Source organism: Bradyrhizobium oropedii, from assembly GCF_020889685.1.
Lineage (GTDB): Bacteria > Pseudomonadota > Alphaproteobacteria > Rhizobiales > Xanthobacteraceae > Bradyrhizobium > Bradyrhizobium oropedii.
In genome coordinates this window covers 1-848 of record NZ_JACMYO010000462.1, presented here as the reverse complement: position 1 = coordinate 848, position 848 = coordinate 1, and the positions used below count along the sequence as shown (strand labels likewise).

1 protein-coding gene is annotated in these 848 nt (G+C 69.2%); it reads left to right on the top strand.

All coding sequences use genetic code 11. The features are described 5' to 3' along the window. The coding region (locus H8A95_RS43290; RefSeq protein WP_229188485.1) for a CHAT domain-containing protein at window positions 1-848 on the top strand (848 nt) is incomplete at both ends.

Here is an 848-nt window from a genome sequence, read left to right as displayed (position 1 = left end):
GCTGCGCTGGAAGACGCTCGGCGGCGGCGACGACACCGCGCTGCGCCAGTTCGAGACGCAGGTCGCCGGCAAGGACGAGGAGACCGCGACGCTGGTGCGCGCGTCGCTGCGGCTCAACGGCGAGAAGCAGGAGCTGTTCTCGTCGGGCAATATCGACGACTGGGCGCGATCGGTGTGGGGGCGGCAGGACGCGGCCGAGAAGGCGCTGACCAAGCGACTCGATGCGATCGGCATCAAGCTGCCGCAAGACCCGATCCGGCCATCGCAGTTGCTCGCGCCGCAGGAAGCCGTCGTCAACTACTTCATCACACGGCAGTGGAAGGCGGATCGCCAGTCGAAGGAGCCGCTTGCGGCAACCGTGCTCTACGCCATCGTCCAGACCGCAACGAGCGAGCCGCGCGTGGTCGATCTCGGCGATCCCGGCCGCATGGTCGACACCGGGGTGCGCACCGAGATCGCGCGGCTGCGGACGACGCGGGCCACGGCGCCTGATCCCGGCGCCAAGGTGCCTGACGCCAGGTCGCTCGACCTCAAGAGTCGCTTCCAGAACCTGCACGCGCGGTTGTTCGCGCCGCTGGAGCCGTTGCTCAAGGACAAGTCCACACTCTATGTGGTGCCGGACGGCTTCCTGTTTGCGGTGCCGTTCTCGCTGCTGGCCGACGCCGACGGCGGCCTGCTGGAGGACCGCACCACGATCCGGATGCTGACGAGCCCCGATGCGCTGATCGCGATCCATGCGCGCGAGACGCTCGACCAGCGCGGCGCGATGCTGCTCGCCGGCGGCATCGAATACGGCGAGCCCGGGCCGATGCCCCTGCCCGGCACGAAGACCGAGATCGAGGCGATCG